The sequence below is a fragment of the Streptomyces sp. NBC_00669 genome (assembly GCF_036226785.1).
Classification (GTDB): domain Bacteria; phylum Actinomycetota; class Actinomycetes; order Streptomycetales; family Streptomycetaceae; genus Actinacidiphila.
Window position 1 is genome coordinate 7,627,340 of the sequence record NZ_CP109018.1, and the last position, 12,717, is coordinate 7,640,056.

Annotated in this window: 12 protein-coding genes; 7 read left to right on the forward strand and 5 right to left on the reverse strand. The window is 71.9% G+C overall.

What is annotated here, in order from left to right:
* Nucleotides 1-71: 71 nt before the first annotated feature.
* Nucleotides 72-1,138, reverse strand: a protein-coding gene (locus OG896_RS40510) for an IS630 family transposase (RefSeq protein WP_443057187.1) whose coding sequence is annotated in 2 segments (ribosomal slippage) — nucleotides 72-689 and nucleotides 692-1,138 — 1,065 coding nt in all. Because the reading frame shifts where the segments join, the coding sequence is not laid out codon by codon here.
* A gap of 111 nt (nucleotides 1,139-1,249) precedes the next feature.
* Here OG896_RS40510 and pyrE point away from each other — a divergent pair.
* Nucleotides 1,250-1,807 (forward strand): orotate phosphoribosyltransferase, encoded by a 558-nt coding sequence (gene pyrE / locus OG896_RS32225; protein ID WP_329370966.1) that lies wholly within the window; start codon nucleotides 1,250-1,252, stop codon nucleotides 1,805-1,807.
* A 220-nt stretch (nucleotides 1,808-2,027) separates the two neighbouring features.
* On the forward strand, nucleotides 2,028-3,047 hold the full coding sequence (locus OG896_RS32230; RefSeq protein WP_329370968.1) for a transcriptional regulator: 1,020 nt from the start codon (nucleotides 2,028-2,030) through the stop codon (nucleotides 3,045-3,047).
* Between the two features lie 97 nt (nucleotides 3,048-3,144).
* Here the strand turns inward: OG896_RS32230 and OG896_RS32235 are convergent, their stop codons facing one another.
* Together OG896_RS32235 and OG896_RS32240 are read right to left on the reverse strand one after the other, a co-directional pair.
* Nucleotides 3,145-3,864, reverse strand: a complete 720-nt coding sequence (locus OG896_RS32235) for a peptide deformylase (RefSeq protein WP_329370970.1) — start codon at nucleotides 3,862-3,864, stop codon at nucleotides 3,145-3,147.
* A gap of 217 nt (nucleotides 3,865-4,081) precedes the next feature.
* Complete coding sequence (locus tag OG896_RS32240; RefSeq protein ID WP_329370972.1) at nucleotides 4,082-4,666, reverse strand: ArsR/SmtB family transcription factor; 585 nt, start codon at nucleotides 4,664-4,666, stop codon at nucleotides 4,082-4,084.
* 71 nt (nucleotides 4,667-4,737) lie between these two features.
* Here OG896_RS32240 and OG896_RS32245 point away from each other — a divergent pair, with 71 nt between their 5' ends.
* Nucleotides 4,738-5,316, forward strand: coding sequence for a dienelactone hydrolase family protein (locus OG896_RS32245; RefSeq protein WP_329370974.1), 579 nt, complete (start codon nucleotides 4,738-4,740; stop codon nucleotides 5,314-5,316).
* A 40-nt stretch (nucleotides 5,317-5,356) separates the two neighbouring features.
* On the opposite strand, the gene OG896_RS32250 is transcribed toward OG896_RS32245, so the two are convergent.
* Entirely contained in the window at nucleotides 5,357-6,178 is an 822-nt protein-coding gene (locus OG896_RS32250) for a class I SAM-dependent methyltransferase (protein ID WP_329370976.1), read from the reverse strand.
* Between the two features lie 72 nt (nucleotides 6,179-6,250).
* On the opposite strand from OG896_RS32250, the gene OG896_RS32255 reads away from it, so the two are divergent.
* Complete coding sequence (locus OG896_RS32255; protein ID WP_329370978.1) at nucleotides 6,251-6,943, forward strand: TetR/AcrR family transcriptional regulator; 693 nt, start codon at nucleotides 6,251-6,253, stop codon at nucleotides 6,941-6,943.
* A gap of 146 nt (nucleotides 6,944-7,089) precedes the next feature.
* On the opposite strand, the gene OG896_RS32260 is transcribed toward OG896_RS32255, so the two are convergent.
* Nucleotides 7,090-7,740, reverse strand: a complete 651-nt coding sequence (locus OG896_RS32260; RefSeq protein WP_329370980.1) for a VOC family protein — start codon at nucleotides 7,738-7,740, stop codon at nucleotides 7,090-7,092.
* Between the two features lie 436 nt (nucleotides 7,741-8,176).
* Here OG896_RS32260 and OG896_RS32265 point away from each other — a divergent pair, with 436 nt between their 5' ends.
* The 3 genes from OG896_RS32265 to OG896_RS32275 all read left to right on the forward strand — a co-directional run bounded on the left by OG896_RS32265 (nucleotide 8,177) and on the right by OG896_RS32275 (nucleotide 12,717).
* Nucleotides 8,177-9,949, forward strand: coding sequence for a glycosyl hydrolase family 28-related protein (locus OG896_RS32265; protein WP_329370982.1), 1,773 nt, complete (start codon nucleotides 8,177-8,179; stop codon nucleotides 9,947-9,949).
* Nucleotides 9,950-10,221: 272 nt separating this feature from the next.
* Complete coding sequence (locus OG896_RS32270) at nucleotides 10,222-11,820, forward strand: alkaline phosphatase D family protein (protein ID WP_329370984.1); 1,599 nt, start codon at nucleotides 10,222-10,224, stop codon at nucleotides 11,818-11,820.
* Between the two features lie 9 nt (nucleotides 11,821-11,829).
* Entirely contained in the window at nucleotides 11,830-12,717 is an 888-nt protein-coding gene (locus OG896_RS32275; protein WP_329370985.1) for a discoidin domain-containing protein, read from the forward strand.

Consider the following 12,717-nt stretch of genomic DNA (forward strand, 5'->3'; position numbering starts at 1 on the left):
CGGTCGAGGACGCGCGCGGGCCAATTCGGGCGTGGCGGAGCCGTGTTACTGAGGTTGAACTCGTGATGTCGCTATGCGGGTCGGATGGTCAGGCCGGTTTCGGTGAGACAGCCGTCGATCAGGTTGCTGCGGTACTGGATGCTGCGGAGCCCACGGCGGATGGTGCGGATGAGGTGTTCGGGGGTGGTGAATGCGACGTTGGACAGCCAGCCGCGTCGCAGGAGCGACCAGATCCCTTCGACGGGGTTGAGGTCGGGTGCGTAGGGCGGCAGGTAGTAGATGGTCAGCCAGTCGCGTGAGTCGGCGAACTCGCGCAGGCCGGCGGCCTTGTGGACGTTGAGGTTGTCCCAGATGAGGACGATCGGGCCGCCGAGCTGCTGGTGGGCGACCGTCAGCAGGTCCCGGTAGTCGCGCCAGGAGAAGCTCTTGCGTCCGTCACGGTGGCCGTCGTCCTTGCGGGGGCGGTAGATCAACCGGGAGCGGTGGCCCGGTCTGTAGCAGGTCAGCGCGGCGATCGAGACGCGTCTGCGGGAACGGCCGCGGACGCGCACTACCGGGGTGCAGCCCCGTGGTGACCATGTTCTGGCGTGCGGCGGTGTCATGGAGAAGCCGGCTTCGTCCTCGAAGACCAGCCAGGCCCCACGGCCCGCCGCTAGCCTTCCGCGCGGGGCCAGACCTCCTTGACCCACCCCGCCACCGCATCGTCGTCGCGTTCCATGGCACGTCGGGCCGGGACCTGGCAGGACCACCCGTTACGGACCAGCAGCTTGCGCACCCCCTGGATCGTGTAGGTCAGGTGGAAACGTCGGCCGATCACGGTCTTGATCCGGCCCAAAGTCCAGCGCTGGTCCTCCCAGCCGTGCGCAGCCGGCCCCTTCGCCAGCTCCACCTCCAACTGGGCGAACTGCTTCTCGCTCAGCCTCGGCAGCGATGCCGGGCCCTGCGACCGCAAGGACCGCGGACCGCCCTTGGCCCACGCGTGACGCCATCGCTGCACCGAGCGGACACTGACCCGTAGATCCCTGGCGATCGATGTACTGCCCTCACCTCGAGCGAACCGCTCAGCCGCCTGGAGCCGTAACTCCTCGCGTCGGTCCTGCCGTTCGGCGGTCAGGCCGCCACCTTGTGGATACCGCATCCTCCCGGGATACCGCAGCCAGGCACCGGCCGTCAGCCCCCACGACTCCACGAGTTCAACCTCAGTAGGGTGCGGGGAATTTTTTCGCCGGACGGATGAGGTGGACGAATCGTGCGGCCTGCTGGAGACTCCGCGAACGACGTGGGCGAAGCGGCGAAAGCGGAGTTGGGGCGGCGGATCGTCGATGTCGCGCTCCTGCGCGGCGAGTTCGTGCTCAGCTCGGGAGAGAAGAGCGGCTTCTACTTCGACAAGTACCTTTTCGAGACCCGGCCCGAACTCCTCAGCCGCGTCGCCGACTTCCTGGCCGAGCGGGTACCGGAGGGCGTCGATGTGCTCGCGGGGCCCGAACTCGGCGGCGTCGCCCTCGCCACGGCGCTGTCGCTGCGCACCGGGCTGCCGTTCGTGATCGTGCGCAAGCGCTCGAAGGGCTACGGCACCGGGCGCCTCATCGAGGGCAGGCTGGCGCCGGCGGACCGGGTGCTGATCGTCGAGGACGTGGTGAGCACGGGCGCGGAGTCGATCCGTTCCGCCCGCACGGTCGCGGAGTGCGGTGCCACGGTGGTCGGCGTGCTCGCCGTGCTCGACCGCGAGCAGGGCGGCGCGCGGAACGTGGCGGACGCGGGATTCGCGTTCGACGCGGTGTACCGGCGCGGCGAACTCGCCATGTGACGGTGCGCGGGTGGCGGTGTACGGGTGGCGGTGTACGCGTGGAAGTGCGCCGAGGTGCCTGCCCGCGGCTGCGTAGGTGGCGATGCGCGGGTGGCGGTGCGTAGGTGACGGCGCGGGGAATCGCCCGGGAATCTCCCGGGAACCGCCGGTGCGTATGCTGTCGTCCCCTGGGGTAATTGAATGTCGCAACCACATATGTTTGCTGTTGCTTGGGGGAGCAATGTTGCGAATTCACTTCAGTCCTGCCGATCTTGCCCGGTTACGGGTGGCCAGGACCCCCGACCCGCTGTGGGAGACCCTGCTCGGCCTCCACCAGTTGATCGGGCGGGACCGCACTCCTCTGGTCTACGCGCGGTGGCGGGCCCGGGCGCGCACGGAGATCACCCGGCGCGGGCTCGCGCCGACGGCCCGGCTGCTGGCGATGCTGGCCCCGCCCGGCGCACCCTACTTCCCGGACTTCCTCAACCCCGTCGAGGCGGCCGACGGGCTCGCCGAGGGCATCGACGCGCTGCGCCGTACCCCACGCGGCCGGCTGCGCGCCGAGACCGCCGCGCTCGCGCGGACCTGCCCGCCGCCGGCCGCGGCGGCCGGGTGGCTGCGCGGGCTGGCCCTGGGGGAGCAGGACCGGCTGGACGAGATCGCGGACGCCTTCCGCGGCGTCCACGACGCGGTGATCGCACCCGACTGGACCGGTGTGGCGGAGGGCGTCGCGGCGGACCGCGCCGGCCGCGCCCGGGCCGTGTTCGACGGCGGGGCGCACGAGTTGCTGCGCGCGCTGAAACCGGTCGGGCGGTGGGAGCCGCCCGTGCTGCACCTGACCTACCCGGAGGACCGCGACCTGCACTTACACGGCCGGGGTCTGTACCTGATCCCGTCGTGGTTCTGCTGGCGCACCCCGGTGGCGATGGCCGACGCCGACCTGCCGCCGGTGCTGGTCCACCCGGTCGAGCACACCCTGCGCGCCGGTCCCGGCGTGGGCCGCGCGCACCACGCCGACGCGCTGGCCCGCCTGCTCGGCGTCACCCGCGCCCGGGCCCTCGGCGCGCTGCTGGCCCCCGCGACCAACGGCGAACTCGCCTGTCGCCTGGAGACCTCCGCGGCCTCCGCCAGCAAGCACGCGAAGGCGCTGCGCGAGGCCGGGCTCGTCGTCAGCCGCCGCGAGGGCGGCAACGTCATCCACGCGGTCACGCCGCTCGGCGCGGCCATCCTCGACGGGGCGCTGCCGCGCGCCGCGCACTGACACCTGGTACCGCTCCTGCTCTGCGCCGCTCCTGCCGCGCGCTGCTCGCCGACCGTCCCACCGAGCGCTGCTCGCCGACCTCCCGCCGGCCTCCGCGTCAACGCCCCTGCGCCGGCGGCTCCCGCGGATATTCCTTGCCCAGGCGCGCGGCGTTGGCGACGCGGCGGGCGAGCACGGCGTCCTTGCCCGCGGCCATCTCCCGTAGCGCGGACCTGCGTTCGCGCGCGGCGAGCCGGTCGAGGTAGAGGTGGCCGTGCAGATGGTCGGTCTCGTGCTGGAGGCAGCGGGCGAAGTAGCCGCGCCCCTCGACCGTGAGAGGGGCGCCGTCCTTGTCGCGCCCGCGCACCACCGCGCGGTCCGGCCGGGCGAGCGGCACATACGGCCCCGGTACCGACAGGCAGCCCTCCGGCTCCTCCACGAGCCGGCGGCGCGCGGCCGGCACCTCGTCCAGCACCGGGTTGAGGATGTGCCCGACGTGCCGCACTCCCCACTCGTCGGTGATGTCCCAGACGAACAGCCGCAGGTCCACGCCGACTTGGTTGGCCGCGATGGCCGCGCCGCCGGCGACGTGGTTGGTGGCGAACATGTCGTCGACCAGCCGGGCCAGGTCCGCGCCGCCGAATTCCACGACCTCGCGGCAGGGCCGCGCCAGCACCTCCTCGCCGACGACGGTGATACGACGCACCGTGCCGCGCTCGACCTCGGGAGCGACACGCGGATACGAGGCGACCGGCCGGCCCTGGACCCGTACGCGTGCCCGCGCCTGCTCCCGCGCCTGCTCCCGCGCGGATGCGCCGCCCCCGAGCCCAACTGCCATGGCCGCCAACGCCCTTCACGTCCCGCCCGACCGAACGCTTTGCAAAGTAGCACGCTTTGCAAAGCGTCGTGGCCGCTCTTCCGCAAGGTGCGACGTCTGGTGAGTCCTCTTGAGCCGCCCCCGCGCTCGTACGGCCACGGCGACGTGGCCGGCGGCTCGCGGTGACCCGAGGGGAAGGGCGCGCGGACCGGGGTGGCCGGAGAACAGGACCGACTCGTCAGCCCTGTTCGCCCGTGCCCGGAGGCGGTGGCAGCGTCGGGTGGTCGGGGATCGGATACAGGCCGACGGCGAACCCGTGGACCGTCTCCCCGGAACGCGGCAGCGTGTCGAACTCGTGGATCACCTGCTCGACGCGCTCCCAGAACTCGGCCGCCCGCTCCTCCGAGATCCGGGCCCGCCGGATGAACCCGCGCAACTGCCCGAGCTCGTAGGCCGCGGCCGATTCCTTTGCCGCCACCTCGAAATCGTTGAAGTCGGGCGGCAGCGGGCCGTCGGCCGTCTGCCGGCCGACGCCGACGAAGAACATCCGGGCGGTGCGGCCGTAGTAGCGCTCGTCGATCGCCCGGACCCGGCGGGTCCGTACCACGCGCAGCAGACCGGCTTTGGCCAGGACCCCGACGTGATGCGCGACGGTGCTCTTCGGTCGCTTGACCGCGGCGGCGAGCTCGGTGACGGTCGCGGCGCGCTCGTGCAGCAGGCCGAGGATGGTGGTGCGCAGGGGGTCGCTGATGGCCCGCACCTGCGCGGCGGTGGTGAGCTCGATCGTCTCGTCGAGGTCGTAGTCGGGAGTGTTGCTCGCCATGGTCCGATGAGACTAGCATCGCCGATCGTTCGAGAAATTTGGATCGTTCACCAGTCGAAAGCAGGCAAGCCATGGCCGAGGTCGTGCTGTTCCACCACGCCCAGGGGCTGACGCCCGGAGTCGAGGCGTTCGCGGCCGAACTCCGCCGGGCAGGCCACACCGTCCACGTGCCGGACCTCTACGAGGGGCATACCTTCGACACCCTGGAACAGGGCGTCGGTTACGCGAGCCGGACGGGGTTCGGCACCGTCTTGGAACGCGGCGTCGCCGCTGCCGCGCCGCTCGGCGGCGAGGTGGTCTACGCGGGCTTCTCCCTCGGCGTCATGCCGGCCCAGCGCCTGGCCCAGACCCGCGCCGGGGCGAAGGGCGCTCTGCTGATCAGTGCTTGCCTCCCGGTGTCCGAGTTCGGCGAGGCATGGCCGGCCGACGTCCCGGTCCAGGTGCACGGGATGGACGGTGACCCGTTCTTCGCCGACGAGGGCGACCTCGACGCCGCCAAGGAACTGACCGCCGCCACCGAGCGTGCCGAGCTGTTCCTCTACCCCGGCAAGCAGCACCTGTTCGCGGACTCCTCGCTGCCGTCCTACGACCAGGCCGCGGCCGAGTCGCTCACCCAGCGTGTCATCGAGTTCCTCGACGGCCTGCGGTAGGCGGGGTCCGCGTCGCGGGCATCCGTCGTTCAGCGGCGGGTCACGGGGTGCCGGCGCGGACGGCCGTGGTCGCCAGAGTGGTGTAGCGCATCGTGAAACCGCCACCCAGGGCGTCGATGGCGTGGCCGACCGCGCCCAGGATCTCCGCCAGTTGGTCGGGGCGGAGCCGGGTGAGGCCGCCGGTGGTGGGGAGCAGGTCCAGCCACTGGTCGCGCGTGTAGGGCCGCTCCCAGTCGAACCGCCAGTGTTCCGGGTCGTCGAACCGCCCGGTCCCGCGGATGGTGTCGGCGATCTTGGCGTACCCCGCCTGGTACATCTCCAGCGGGCGTCGCGCCGGTTGGGTGCTGAACGGGGAGTCCGGCGCCACCCGTCGGTAGGCGGCGGCGAACGGCTCGGCCACCTCGGCGGGCGGCTCGAAGACGTGCCCGAAGATCGCCAGGAGCCCTTGCGGACGCAGGACTTGGGCCGCCTTCGCGGCGCCGGCGGCCGGGTCCACCCAGTGCCACGACTGGGCGGCGATCAACGCGTCGAACGCCCGGCCGGCCGGCTCCCAGGCTTCGAAGGCCGCCACCTCGACCGGCAGGCCGCGGGTCCGGGCGAAGCCGGCCATCCGCGCGTCCGGCTCGACCCCGAGCACGGTGCAGCCGGCCGCCTGGAACTGGCGGGCCGCGATGCCCGTGCCGCAGCCGATGTCGAGCACGTCGGGCCCCGGGCTCCCGGCGGCGATCCGCGCCACCAGGTCGTCGGGGTAGGGCGGCCGGGCCTGGTCGTACCGTCGCGGGTCCGTGCCGAAGGACTCGGCCATCTGCCGAGCCTGGTACAGCGGCGCCGGTTCCGGTTGCTCTCGCGGTAGAGTGGGCATGCGTTCACTTTAGTGGGCAAGCGCCCATCTGCCAACGGATGCCGGGTGACCGGCGGACGAGAGGATCGGTACGTGCCGACCGGGGTACACCTGCGCGACGCGCGGCAGCAGTTGTTCGACGCCGCGGAACGCGTGCTGCTGCGGGACGGCCCGAACGGGCTGACCAGCCGGGCCGTCACCGACGAGGCGGCCTGCGCCAAGGGCGTCCTGCACCGGCACTTCGCCGACTTCGACGCTTTCCTCACCGAGCTGGTGCTCGACCGGGCCGCACAGCTCGACACGCAGGCGCGTGCGCTGCGCGAGGCCGTCGGCACCGGCACCGTGGCCGGCAACCTCACCGGCGCGCTGACCGCCCTGTTCGGGCCGGTTCCGGTGGCGATCATCCCGCTCATCACCTTCCGGGACGAGCTGCGCGCGCGGCTGCGGCAGGCCAGGCCCGGCGGCGGCATCGCGATCCTCGCCCAGGTCGCGACCGCGGTCTCCGCCTACCTGGCCGACGAGCGCGCCCTGGGCCGCATCGCGACCGACGCCGACATCGACTCGCTCACCCTCTCCCTGGTCGGAGGCGGGCATCTCCTGTTCGCGGACCGCGACCGCGAGCGCGATTCCGACCGCGACCTCGACCTCGACCGTAACTCCGGCTCCGGCCCTGGCTCCGACCGCGAGCCCGACGCCGACCCCGACCCGCCGACCACGGCCGCCGTCGACAAGCTGGTGACCACGGTGCTCGCCGACGTCCTGCGACGGCGGCCCCGCCGGACCTGACGTGCGACCCGCCCGGCGGCCGGACTTGACGGACCTGACGAGGGTCCGGCCGAACGTGTCGGCCGGACCCTTCTCCCGGCAGGTGTCCCGCAGGTGCCGGGCGCGTGCCGGACGGCAGGGCCCCGGGGCAGAGTTGACGGCAGGATTCAGTCGCGGCCCATCCAGGTCGCGACGTCCGCCTCGTTGCCCTCCGGGTCGGCCAGCGTCCACCAGGCGGGCGCGTGCGCGTCGGAGATCAGCCGGCCGCCGGCGGTGATCGCCGCCGCGATCCGCTCCTCGGCCTGGTCGTGGGGGACAGAGACGTCGATGTGCAGGCGGTTGCGCTCCGTGCGCGGCGCGTCCATCGTCTGGAACCAGAACGGCGGTTCGCTGCCGCCCGGGTCCACCAGGTCCACCTCGCTCGCCGTCCGGTAGCCGAGCAGGGCGCGCCAGAAGGGCATCACCCGGGAGCCGACGAGGGCGTCGATCCCGACCTGGACGGACTTCAGCGCGGTCGGGTCGGCCGGCACGTCCAGTTCCCGCGCGGCCGCCGAGATCTGCCGGGCCAGTTCGACGTCGCGCTCGCTCAACCCGTCGACCTCGTGCGTCGTCAGACGCACCGTCACCCCCGGGTAGCGCAGATCCACGTCGGGATGGTGGTTGGCCGCGTCGGCCAGGGCGCCGATCGCGTCCACCAGCTTGACCCCGGTCGCGAACGACCCGGTGCGGAAGTGCGCGCTCGCCCCCGCGAAGAGCACCCGCCAGTCATCGACGCCGGCCGCCTCGTGGAACTGCCTCGCTGTGATGCTTTCGACCATGCGCGGCAACGTAACACCGCGGTCGCGCACTTCGCCGTCCCCGTGGCGGCCGGCCCGCGCCCGGGTCGCCCGATTCCACCCGAGCGGCCGTCCGACCTGCCGGTTCGCGCCGCGCCGGAACCCCGCCACCGCATCCCCGCCCGGGCTCGCGCGCAAACCCCGCACACTCCCCTCACGGACCCGCACGCGGGCCTCACCACACCCTCACCCCGACGTCGTGCGCGCACTCTTGCAAGCCACTGCAAGGAATCAACGAAAATGGATTCGGATATTGCGGCTCTGTATCCCAGGGGTTACGGTCCTCTGCGTCGTGACCCACGCCACTCTGCTCCCTCGACTCCCTCTGGCTCCTTGAGTCCCATCCTGTCCGCCGTCGTGAGGCGGGCGCGGTGCCGCCGGTGGAGCCGACGGGGCGGTGTGCGGAAAGGAGCAAGACATGTCCCAACCCCTTCGAAGTCTCCGGCGGGCGGCCGCCCTCGGCGGCTGCGCCGCGCTGCTCGCCTCGGCGGGCGCGCTCGCGCTGAGCGCCCCTCCGGCGTTCGCCGCCGCGACCGGCGGCAGCGGCGCGAGCCTTCCCTACAGCGAGGTGCAGGCGGAGGACTCCGCCACCAACGGCTCGGTGATCGGCCCGAGTTACGCCCAGGGCCAGCTGGCCGACGAGGCGTCGAACCGCAAGGCGGTGACGCTGCAGGGCTCGGGCAAGTACGTCACGTTCACCACGCCGGTCGCCACGAACTCGATCGACTTCCGGTACAGCATCCCGGACTCCGCGGGCGGTTCGGTGTACACGGCGCCGCTGTCGCTGTACGTCGACGGCACCAAGCAGCCGGACTTCATGCTGACGAACGCGTACTCCTGGTACTACGGCAGCTACCCGTTCACCAACTCGCCGGGCAGCAACCCGCATCACTTCTACGACGAGGCGCACCGGCTCTTCGACACGACGTATCCGGCCGGCACCACCTTCAAGTTCCAGGTCGACGCGGGCGACAGCGCGTCCTCCTACACCCTCGACCTCGCCGACTTCGAACAGGTCGCCGCGGCACAGTCCCAGCCCTCGGGGTCTGTGTCGGTGGTCGACAAGGGCGCCGACCCGACCGGCGCGGCCGACTCCACGGACGCGTTCAACGCCGCCGTCAGCGCGGCCGGGTCGGGCGGCACCGTGTGGATTCCGCCGGGCACCTTCAAGGTCCCGGGCCACATCAGCGTCAACAACGTCACCGTCGCGGGCGCCGGCATGTGGTACTCCACCGTCACCGGCGCGGCTCCCGGCTTCTACGGCAACTCCGCGCCGTCGCCCAGCAGCAACGTGCACCTCAAGGACTTCGCGATCTTCGGCGACGTCCAGGAGCGCGACGACAACGCGCAGGTGAACGGGATCGGCGGCGCGATGAGCGACTCGTCGGTGTCGGACGTGTGGATCGACCACATGAAGGTCGGGGCCTGGATGGACGGCCCGATGGACAAGTTGAGCTTCAGCGGGATGCGCATCCGCGACACCACCGCCGACGGCATCAACTTCCACGGCGGGGTGACCAATTCGACGGTCACCAACAGCGACATCCGCAACACCGGTGACGACGGCATCGCCACCTGGGCGGACTCCTCGCTCGGCGCCGACGCCAACGACACCATCTCCGACAACACCGTCCAGTTGCAGATGCTCGCCAACGGCATCGCGATCTACGGCGGCCACGACAACACCGTCAGCGGCAACCTGGTGCAGGACACCGGGCTGACGCAGGGCGGCGGCATCCACGTCGGGCAGCGCTTCACCTCCACGCCGGTCGGCACCACCACGATCAGCGACAACACGCTGGTGCGGGACGGCAGCCTCGACCCGAACTGGCAGTTCGGCGTGGGCGCGCTGTGGTTCGACGGCAGCCAGGGCGCCATCACCGGGCCGATCAACGTCTCCGACCTGCTGATCGAGCAGAGCCCGTACGAGGCCGTGCAGTGGGTCGAGGGCACCATCAGCGGGGTCAGCCTGAACAACGTGACGATCAGCGGGGCCGGGACGTTCGCGCTCCAGGAGCAGACCGGCGGCGCCGCGACGTTCACCGGTGTCACCGCGACCGGGATCGGCGCCTCCTCGCCGGTCTACAACTGCGAGGGGAACAACTTCGCGGTCACCGACGGCGGCGGCAACTCCGGGATCGACGCCACCCCGTACTGCGGCGGCTGGCCGGCCCCGGTCTTCCCGTCCTGAGCCGGGAACCCGGGGCGTTGGCGCCCTGATCCGCCTTCCCCGGTGCCGCCGGGTGCGATCCGCACCCGGCGGCACCCTTCGTTCCGCGAAACGGCCGAATGAATTCCGCATGTGAGGACGCGTAAACAATGCGCCGCGGAAGGGCGTTCGGACGGTTTCCGGTCATCTTCCGCTCGATGAGAGGTCGTTCGGCGTCCATATGGCACCTTGCTAATGAACAGGCGGCCGCCGGAATTCCGGCCGGCCGCCGGACGTTGGAAGGAGCCCGACACGTGACATCCGACGAATTCCCACGGCAGGCGGCACGGCAGACCCGGCGGCGGTTCCTCACCGTGACGGGTGCGGCCACTGCACTCGCCTTCGGGGTCAACGTCGCGCACGCGGAAGCGGCGAGCGCCGCCACCCCGCTGCCCGGCGACCCGTTCACCCTCGGCGTCGCCTCCGGCGACCCGCTGCCGGACGCGGTGGTGATCTGGACCCGGCTCGCCCCGCAGCCGTACGAACCGCTGGGCGGCATGCCGTACCACGCGGTCGACGTGCAGTGGCAGCTCGCCGCCGACGAGCGGTTCCGGCACGTGCTGCGCTCCGGCACCGCGACCGCGCAGCCGGAGTACAGCTACAGCGTGCACGTGGACGTGCGAGGGCTCCAGCCCGGCCGGCACTACTGGTACCGGTTCAAGGTCGACGGCCACCTCAGCCCGGTCGGCCGGACCAGAACCGCCCCCGCGCCCTGGGACCACCCCGGCCGACTCAGATTCGCCGTCGCCTCCTGCCAGTCCTGGCCGGACGGCTACTACACCGCGCACGCCCACCTCGCCGCCGAGGACGTCGACGCGGTGCTCTTCGTCGGCGACTACATCTACGAGTACGGCATCTCCGCCGCCGGCGGTCTGCGCAACACCACCGACCCGGTGCCCGACCAGTTCCGCACCGAGGCCGACACCCTCGACCGCTACCGGCTCCAGTACGCGCTCTACAAGTCCGACCCCGAACTGCGGGCCGCCCACCAGAACACGCCGTGGATCGGCACCTGGGACGACCACGAGGTGCAGGACAACTACGCGGGCCTGTACTCCAAGAGCCTCGACCCGATCGACGACTTCACCGTCCGCCGGGCCAGCGCCTACCGCGCCTACTGGGAGCACATGCCGCTGCGCACCCCCGCGCCGCAGGGCCCGGACTACCTGCTCTACCGCCGCTTCACCTTCGGCCGGCTCGCCGAGATCAACGTGCTCGACACCCGGCAGTACCGCTCCGACCAGGCCGACGGCGACCTGTGGAAGCCGGACAACCCGGGCCGTGACGACCCCGCCCGCACCTTCGCCGGCGCCCAGCAGCAGCGCTGGCTGCTCGACGGGATGCGCGCCTCGCGCGCCACCTGGAACCTGCTCGCCAACCAGGTCGTGATGAGCCGGATGGACCTGGACGCCGCCGGTACCCCCACCTTCAACATGGACGCGTGGGACGGCTACACCGCCGAGCAGACCCGCATCCTCGACGGCCTGGCCGGGCTGCGCGCCCGCAACCCCGTGGTGGTCACCGGCGACGTGCACGCCGCCTACGCCATGGACATGAAGCGGGACTTCGACGACCCCGACTCGCCCACCATCGGCGTGGAACTCGTCGGCACCTCCATCAGCAGCGGCGGCAACGGCGTGGACGTCTCCGCCAACGGCCAGAACTTCCTCGACCACAACCCGCACCTGAAGCTCGTCAACGAGCGGCGCGGCTACATCGTGGTCGAGCTGACCCCGCACGAACTGCACGCGTCCTACCGGGCGGTGCCGTACATCGACCGGGTCGGCGCGCCGATCAGCACCATCAGGAAGTTCACCGTCGAGGCCGGGCACCCCGGCCTGAACCCGGCGTAGGGGGAGACCATGCCGAAGACGTTCCTCGGGTCGGCGCGCCGCCGCGCGCTCGCCGTCGTCGCCGCTGTTGTCATGCTCGTGACGCTCGGTGCGGTGGCGCCCGCGCTGGCCGCCGCGCCCGCCAAGGCTGGGGCCGCCCAGCAGCTCACCCTCGGCTCCGACGTCGACCACGTGCTGGTCGACCCGGTGCCCTGCGCGGTCCAGGGCTTCCAGCTCCGGTTCGGCAACGCGGGCAGCTCCGCGGTGTACGCCGACGCGTTCATCGACGCGCCCGCGCCGCTGACGGTCTCCCGGTCGCTGGTCTCCAGCTACCTGCCGTCCGGCTACACCCTGAAGGTCGAGATCGACGTCAGCGCGCCGCGGACGACCCCGCCGGGCGCGTACACGATCACCGTGCACGCCGGCGACCAGCAGCTGTCGCTGCCGGTCCAGGTCGAGCCCGCGCCGGTGAACGACACCGGCAACCTGGTGCGCTACATGCCGGTCTCCGCGTCCTCGGAGAACCTGCCGCACTACCCGGCCTGCGGCGCGGTGGACGGCGACCGCGACTCCGCCGACTGGGGCACCACCACCGGGTGGAACGACTCCACCAAGGGCAGCTTCCCCGACTGGCTCCAGGTCACCTTCGACGCGCCCGTCTCCGTCGGCCGGGTGGACCTGTACACCCTGGACTCGGTGAAGTACCCCGCCGCGGGCTACGGACTGTCCGCCTGGGACGTGGAACTCCAGGTCGACGGCGCCTGGCAGACCGCCGCCCAGGTACGCGGCAACACCGCGGGCGAGGTCAGCTCGACCTTCGCCGCGCAGACCGCGACCGCCCTGCGCATCGTGACCCTGGCCAGCAACGAGGGCGTGACGTACTCACGGATCGTGGAACTGGAGGCGTACGCGTCCTGA